Here is a 7,142-nt window from a genome sequence, read left to right as displayed (position 1 = left end):
TCCCCCCTCCCCCCCCCCCCCGGCTCCCCCCCCCCCCCCCCCTCGGGGGCGGTTGCCGCGGTTGTCGCCCCCCCCCCCGGGGCCGGGGGGCGGGGGGCCCCCCCCCCCCCGCCGGGCGCCCACCCCCAACGGCATGGCCGACACCGTGTTGACCCCACTGCTGAGCGTGGCCGCCGCGGTGCCGCTGGACGAGGCGCTACAGGCGTGCCTGATGCGCGCGTACGTGGCCACCGGTCACCGGGCGGAGGGGGTGCGGGTCTTCGAGCGGACCCGTCAACGTCTCGCCGAGGAGTTGGGGGTCGACCCGGGGCCGGAGCTGCGCGAGGCGTACCGGGAGCTGCTTGCCAGCGGCTGGACCCTGCAGGAGGAACTGCGCCCGCCCGAGGCTCTCCGGCCCGCGCAGCTGCCGCCGCAGGTCGCGGGCTTCGTGCGCCGAAACGACGTGGCCGCCGTGCTCGACGAGCAACTGTCCGACGCGTTCGGCGACGCGGCCGTCGTGATCACCGTGCTCGGCGGCATGGGTGGCATCGGAAAGACCGCGCTCGCCGTGCACTGGGCCCACCAGATCGCCAGCGACTTCCCCGACGGCCAGTTGTTTCTGAACCTGCGGGGTCTCGATCCGGACGGGCGCGTCATGTCACCGGAGGAGGCGCTCGCCACGTTGCTGGCGTCCCTGGGCGAGCCCGCGGTCTCGTCACCGCAGGAGACCGTCGACGCGCAGGCAGCCCGTTACCGCAGCCGCCTCTTCGGTCGTCGACTCCTGATCCTCCTGGACAACGCGCGCGACTCCGCCCAGGTCCGCCCGCTGCTGCCGGCCACCCGGGGCTGCCTGGTCATCGTGACGAGCCGCAACCGGATGACCAGCCTGGTGACCCGGGAGGGCGCACGGTACCTGCACGTTGATCGGCTGACCGGGGCCGAGTCCCGCCAGCTTCTGATCAACCGACTCGGGGCCCGTCGCGCCACAGCGAACCCGGAGGCCCTGGACAGGGTCATCACGCTCTGCGCCGGGCTGCCGCTCGCACTGGCGATCGTCGCGGCCCGCGTGGCCCTCAATCCGGCCCTGCCGTTGAGCGCGGCCGTCGACGACGTCTCCGCGCCGTCCGCCAGACTCGACGCGTTGTCCAGCGTGGACTCCTCCGACGATGTCCGATCGGTGTTCTCGTGGTCGTACCGGGCCCTCGATCCCGCCACGGCGCAGGCGTTCCGTGCCCTCGCCGTCCACCCGGGGCCGGGGATCCCGCTGGAGTCGGCGGCCAGCGTCGCCGGAGTCGGTCGCGCACAGGCGCGCGCACTGCTCATGGACCTGGTGACCGCGAATCTGCTCGACGAGTCCCAGGCCGGGCGGTACGTGCTGCACGACCTGTTGCGGGCCTACGCGGGCGAACTCCTCGACGAGGACCAGGAACGACCGGAGTGCGAGCGGCGGCTCATCACGCATTACCTGCACTCGGCCCGCGCCGCGTACGCGAGACACCACCGACAGCCGATCGGCGACGTCGGCGAGCCGCCGTCAGAGGTGACACCTGAGTCGTTCGACAGCGTGCCACAGGCTGCCACCTGGTACGCGCGGGAACGCGCCGCGCTGTGGGCGACCATCGACCTGGCCCTCGCGCACGGCCTGGGGCGTGACGCGGCGGCCATGGTCCTCGCCGCCTCGGCCCCGGGCAGCAACTCCATACCCCCGGGCCGGACATCGACCGTACTCGCGATCCTCGATCTGGTCAGCGTGCTCGGTGAGCCGCTGGTGGAGGCCGAACTTCTGCGTACCGTCGGTGAGGTTCTCGCCCCGCTGCCGCAGGCCGACGACCACCTGCGTCGAGCCCTGTCCATCTTCGAGAGCGCCGGGGAGTTGGCCGGACAGGCCGAGGTCCTGCGTAACCTCGCCGTGCTGTCGTTGTCGCGTGGCGACCACGACGCCGCCACCGCGTACGGCGACCGCTCGGTGGCTCTTGCCCGGCGGACGGGGCACCAGGAACTGCTGGCCGTCTCGCTGCTGACACTCACGAGGGCGCTCCTGGGGTCCGACCGGTTCGAGACCGGCACCCGGCTCGCCGACGAAGGACTGGCCATAGCCGTGGCGCAGCACCTCGATCATCTGAAGATCTACTACGCACAGCTCGTCGCCGAGTCGTCCTGGAAACTCGGCCGCCTCGACCAGGCGGTGAAGGTGTCGGAGTGGGGGCTGACGGAAGGCGTCTGTGAGTCCGACGGTCCCCGGTGTGCCGTCGCGGCGATCCTCGCGCGGGCCGCGTTCGATCTGGGTGACCTGGTGCGTGCGGAACGGGGGTGCCAGCAGTTCGAGAACCTGATCGCGGACAACGGCTTCCGGGAACTGATCGAGTTCGCCGGCATGGAGCAGGCCGAGACATACCGGACAATGGTCGCGTATGTCCGGGCCCGCCTGAGCTTGATGAGGGGCGCGTCCTGAGCGCGTAGGGCGAGCACTCAGTCTGCACTCGTCGTGCACCACGGCGCGATCGGATGGTCGTCGAGACCCCGAACCCCGCCCGAGGAGCACCATGCGCCGTGTCGTAGCCGAGCCTGCCCGAGTCCTTTCCGATGCGGCACTGACCCCGCGGCAGGAACAGATCGCCCTCCTGGTGGCGGCCGGCTCCACGAACGTCGAGGTCGCGACGGACCTGGTCATCAGCACCCACACCGTCAAACATCACCTCCGCGGAGTGTTCCACCGGCTCGGCGTCGCATCCCGCCGCGAACTGCGCAGCAGGCTGGCCGGCCACGACACGACCAACCACCTCTCCCAGAGCCGCTGCCTGACCAGCCAGGAGCGGGACATCGCCCGGAGGGTCTCGAACGGCGCCTCCAACCGCGAGGTGGCGGCCCAGATGTTCATCAGCCCGAGCACTGTGGACTATCACCTGCGCAAGATCTTCCGCAAGCTCGGCATCACCTCGCGCCGCGAGCTGGCGGGACGGGACGCACCTGCCGTGCCCCGATCGGACGGCGCACCGCCGGCCGTCAGGCCGTTGCGGTGTCAGGCGTAACGAGGTGTTCGTCTGACCGACGACTCGGCTTGACGTCTCCGTCAGAACTATCTACATCAATATGATGATGACGGAACAGCACCCACACCACTGCCATCACGACCACGGATCCGACGACGACGCGCCGTACGGCCAGGTTGAGCTTCCCGCGGGCTTCGGCCGACGGGCGCTTCTGGCCGGCGCTGGCGGCACGCTGATGCTGGCCGCGCTGCCGACCGCCGCCAGGGCGGCCACCACGACGATGGCCGGCGCCCCGACCGCGGCGGACGGCGCCAGCCGGTCGTCCCGGATCACCCAGGGCACGACGTTGGTCCACGCGGACATGCACAACCACACGGTCATGTCCGACGGTGACGGCAGCGCCCAAGCCGCGTTCGCGTCGATGCGCGAGGCCGGTCTGGACGTCGCGGCCCTGACCGATCACGCCACTCTCTTCGCCATCGACGGGCTCAGCTCGTCCGAGTGGCGGACCACCGGCGACCTGGCCAACGCCGCCAACGACCCGGGTCAGTTCACCGCCGTCCGCGGGTTCGAGTGGTCGCACCCGTTGCAGGGGCACATCAACGTCTAGAACACCTCCGACTTCGCCGACCTGTTGCGGGCCAGCAGCCCCGGTAGCCTGTACGACTGGCTCGCCGGCCGGCCCGGGGGCCTGGCGAGCTTCAACCACCCCGGCCGGGAGGCGGGCCGGTTCAACAACTTCTCCTTCAACGCCTCGGCCCGGAATCAACTCGTGGGGCTGGAGATGTTCAACCGGACCGACGACTTTCTCTTCGAGGGCTGGTCGTCGGGCGCGACGTCACCGCTGGTGGCCTGCCTGAACGCCGGTTGGCGGCCGGCTCTGACCGGCGTCACCGACGAGCACGGCACCAGTTGGGGCTTCCACGAGGGTAAGGGCCGCAGCGGACTGTGGGTCGCCGAGAACACCCGGGCCGCGGTGTTCGAGGCGATGGCCGCCCGCCGCTCCTTCGCCACGCGCGTCTCGGGCCTACGGGTGGACGCCACCGCCAACGGCGTACGCATGGGTGGGGTGCTGAACGTGACCTCTGGCGACGTACGGTTCCTGCTGGATCTGGACCGCGGCCCGGCCTGGGACGGTAAGCCCCTGCGGATCCAGGTCCTCCGCCCCGGCACCTCGGTGCCGACCGTCGTCGACGTCATCGACACCGTCAACGGTCAGGTCACCGACTTCACAGTGCCCCTCAACGTCACCGACGGCGACTGGGTGGTGCTCCGGATCTCCGACCCGTCGGCGCCCAACGCCACCCCCGGCCCGGTCGGCCACCCGTGTAACGACTTCGCGGTGGCCTACACCAGCCCCTGGTGGCTCCAGCCCTGACCGGCATCTCGATCGGGATGCCGGGCAGCGTGACGGGGAGGTGGCTCTCGCCTCGGTCTGTCTACGATCGGCGACAGCACGGTCGGTATTCTGCACCCGTCATCCGACAACCTCCCCTGCGCGTGTTCGTGCTCGGTGACCTGAGCGCCCAGGGATGCGGCCCCTGAGAGGACCCGGCGATGAGCCTGTCGTTCCCGTTGCACCAGAATCCGAGCCCGGCGAGCGCGCAGCGGCGAGCCGAGATCATGGCCAATCCGGGGTTCGGCACGTACTTCACCGACCACATGGCACGGGCGGTGTGGAGGCCCGACGGCGGCTGGCAGGACTCCGAGATCATCCCCTTCGGTCCGATCCTCATGCACCCGGCGGCGGCCGTACTGCACTACGCCCAGGAGGTCTTCGAGGGGATGAAGGCTTACCGGCACCGTGACGGCTCGATCTGGTCGTTCCGGCCGCATGCCAACGCGGAGCGCTTCGCGCGGTCCGCCCGGCGACTGGCACTGCCCGAGCTGCCGGTGTCGGACTTCATGGCCTCGGTCGAGGGGCTGGTCCGCGCGGATCAGGCGTGGGTGCCGGACGAGGACGAATACAGCGTCTACCTGCGGCCCTTCATGTTCGGCTCCGAGCCGTTCCTGGGGGTTCGGCCGGCGAAGGAGATCACCTACATGGTGATCGCCTGCCCGGTCGGCGCCTACTTCTCCGGCGGCGTCAAGCCGGTCTCCATCTGGCTCTCCACCGAGTACACCCGGGCGGCGCGGGGCGGCACGGGCGAGGCGAAGTGCGGCGGCAACTACGCCTCCAGCCTGGCGCCGATGGTCGAGGCCGCCGAGCACGGCTGTGAGCAGGTCTGTTTCCTCGACGCCGCCGAGGGCCGCTACGTGGAGGAGCTCGGCGGCATGAACCTCTACTTCATCACCGCCGACGGACGGATCGTCACCCCGGCACTCGGCACCATCCTCGAGGGCGTCACCCGGGCGTCGATCCTCATCCTCGCCAAGGATCTGGGCCTGGAGGTCGAGGAGCGCCCGGTGGAGATCCGGGAGTGGCAGGAGGGTGTGGCCTCCGGCGCGATCACCGAGGTCTTCGCGTGTGGCACCGGCGCCGTGGTCACGCCGGTCGGGCGCCTGGTCTGGGAGGGCGGCGAGGTGACGGCCCCGAACGCCGGCGTGGGGGACTCGGTGACCATGCGGCTGCGCGGCCACCTGCTCGACATCCAGTACGGTCGGGCCGCCGACCCGTACGGGTGGATGACCCGCCTCGTCTGACGGGAAACGTCCGTAAGCATCCCGACGGCCGCTCGGGCCAGCCGCTGCTGCCCGCTGTGGCTCCACCGGCGGGCGTACGCGTCACGGCGTGCGGTAATGGCCGGTGAGCCGGCCGAGCTTCATGGCCAGGTGCAGGCACAGCCGTTCGTTGCCGTCCTTGAGGTCGGTCCCGGCGAGCTGTTCCACCCGTTGCAGCCGGTAGTAGAGGGTCGTCCGGTGCAGGCGGAGCTTCTCGGCGGTGGCGTGCGCGTTGCCCGCCAGGTCCAGGTATGCCTCCAGGGTCTCCAGCAGCGCCTGGTGGGCATCGTCGCGCAGCAGCCGCTCCAGCCCGGGGTGGACGCCCGCGACGGTGAGGTGCTGACTGTCCAGTTGGGACAGCACCCGGTAGATGCCGAGGCCGGCCCAGGAGACCACGCCGCCCAGCGCGGGCAGTTGCGTGCCGACCCGGGCGGCCTGCGCGGCCTCCTGGTAGGACGCCAGAGCGTCGGACAGCCCGCCACGGGGCTGGCCGATTCCGGTCACCGTCCGTTCCACCGAGGCCAGGCCGCGGGTCGCGGTGCCCAGCGCGTCGTCGAGGTGCGCGGCGGAGGCTTCCGGCGAGGGTCGGCCGGCGACCCGGTCGCCGCAGACCAGCAGCACCCCGTGGTCGTGCCAGACCAGGTGCAACGTCTCCCGCACGCCGATCCAGCGGCGGGTGTTGACCAGGGCCTGTTCCAGGGCGATCCGGGCCACCTCGTCGGGCTGCCGCCCGGCCGCCGGCACGAGCTGGGCGACGAGCGCGACCGTCGACCCGTCGGCGACCACCACGCCCTCCTCCAGCAGAGCCCGCGCCGCGTGCTCGCGCGCCTGCCGGCTCTCCACCAGCAGGGTGCGGGTGGCCTCGGTCTCCCGCTGGGAGGCGAGCTCACCGAGCAGGTTCTCCCGGTACAGGGCCAGCGACAGGTCGGCGAAGGGGCCGGTCGCGGTGGCGATGTCGGCATCGGTCATCGAACCGTCCGCGTCGATGAACCAGACGAACCCGAGCAGCAGGTCGTCGTGCCGGATCGGCACACACACCCTGGCCAGCAGGTCCAGCTCGGCGCAGGCGGGGGTACGGATCGGCGCGTGGGCCGTGAGCACGCCCATGCCCCGGAACCAGGCGATCACCTCCGGCGTCGTCTGCCGGCGCAGGATCGACGTGCGCCGGACGTCGTCCATCGGACCGTCGTGCTCGCTGTAGGCGACCACCCGCTGCCGGCGATCCTCGATGAGAGCGGGTCGCCCCACCCGGGCGGCGACGGCGTCGACGATTCGCTGGAGCTCACCGTGCATAAGACTCCCCTGGTTGCGCTGCGTGACAGGGATCGCGCGACCGCCAGTCCTTACCCTCCGGTGCCGATGGGTCCTCGCGCAAGGTCCACTGTCGAAGTCACGACAAAAAGACGGGCGATGACGCGGCTGTTCCGGCATCTGTCCGAAGACCGCGGCGGCGGACGTTCCTAGGGTTCCGGTACGGATCACGTCGGCGCGCCACACCTGGCGGCGCCGGCG

General features: G+C 71.2%; 6 protein-coding genes. 5 read left to right on the top strand and 1 reads right to left on the bottom strand.

What is annotated here, in order from left to right; translation table 11 throughout:
• The first annotated feature begins 133 nt into the window (after positions 1-133).
• From AB0877_RS31170 to AB0877_RS31150, 5 genes are all read left to right on the top strand, one after another.
• Positions 134-2,431: a BTAD domain-containing putative transcriptional regulator gene (locus AB0877_RS31170; protein ID WP_366613365.1), complete on the top strand. Its 2,298-nt coding sequence runs from the start codon at positions 134-136 to the stop codon at positions 2,429-2,431.
• A gap of 91 nt (positions 2,432-2,522) precedes the next feature.
• Complete coding sequence (locus tag AB0877_RS31165) at positions 2,523-3,008, top strand: helix-turn-helix transcriptional regulator (protein ID WP_366613363.1); 486 nt, start codon at positions 2,523-2,525, stop codon at positions 3,006-3,008.
• 67 nt (positions 3,009-3,075) lie between these two features.
• Positions 3,076-3,579 (top strand): DUF3604 domain-containing protein, encoded by a 504-nt coding sequence (locus AB0877_RS31160; RefSeq protein WP_366613361.1) that lies wholly within the window; start codon positions 3,076-3,078, stop codon positions 3,577-3,579.
• Between the two features lie 24 nt (positions 3,580-3,603).
• The gene (locus AB0877_RS31155; RefSeq protein ID WP_366613359.1) at positions 3,604-4,347 is read left to right on the top strand and encodes a hypothetical protein; all 744 of its coding nucleotides are present in this window, start codon (positions 3,604-3,606) and stop codon (positions 4,345-4,347) included.
• Between the two features lie 179 nt (positions 4,348-4,526).
• Positions 4,527-5,612: a branched-chain amino acid aminotransferase gene (locus AB0877_RS31150; RefSeq protein ID WP_366613357.1), complete on the top strand. Its 1,086-nt coding sequence runs from the start codon at positions 4,527-4,529 to the stop codon at positions 5,610-5,612.
• A gap of 81 nt (positions 5,613-5,693) precedes the next feature.
• Here the strand turns inward: AB0877_RS31150 and AB0877_RS31145 are convergent, their stop codons facing one another.
• The gene (locus AB0877_RS31145; protein WP_366613355.1) at positions 5,694-6,923 is read right to left on the bottom strand and encodes a helix-turn-helix domain-containing protein; all 1,230 of its coding nucleotides are present in this window, start codon (positions 6,921-6,923) and stop codon (positions 5,694-5,696) included.
• Between the last annotated feature and the right edge of the window lie 219 nt (positions 6,924-7,142).

This window comes from Micromonospora sp. NPDC047644, from assembly GCF_040704315.1.
In the GTDB taxonomy this organism is placed as follows: domain Bacteria; phylum Actinomycetota; class Actinomycetes; order Mycobacteriales; family Micromonosporaceae; genus Micromonospora.
This window is presented reverse-complemented; position numbering and strand designations above follow the sequence as displayed.

Excerpts from the sequence above, each read along its gene's own strand:
- AB0877_RS31165 (WP_366613363.1), top strand. The coding sequence starts at position 2,523 with ATGCGCCGTGTCGTAGCCGAGCCTGCCCGAGTCCTTTCCGATGCGGCA.
- AB0877_RS31150 (WP_366613357.1), top strand. The coding sequence starts at position 4,527 with ATGAGCCTGTCGTTCCCGTTGCACCAGAATCCGAGCCCGGCGAGCGCG.
- AB0877_RS31160 (WP_366613361.1), top strand. The coding sequence starts at position 3,076 with ATGACGGAACAGCACCCACACCACTGCCATCACGACCACGGATCCGAC.
- AB0877_RS31145 (WP_366613355.1), bottom strand. The coding sequence starts at position 6,923 with ATGCACGGTGAGCTCCAGCGAATCGTCGACGCCGTCGCCGCCCGGGTG.
- AB0877_RS31170 (WP_366613365.1), top strand. The coding sequence starts at position 134 with ATGGCCGACACCGTGTTGACCCCACTGCTGAGCGTGGCCGCCGCGGTG.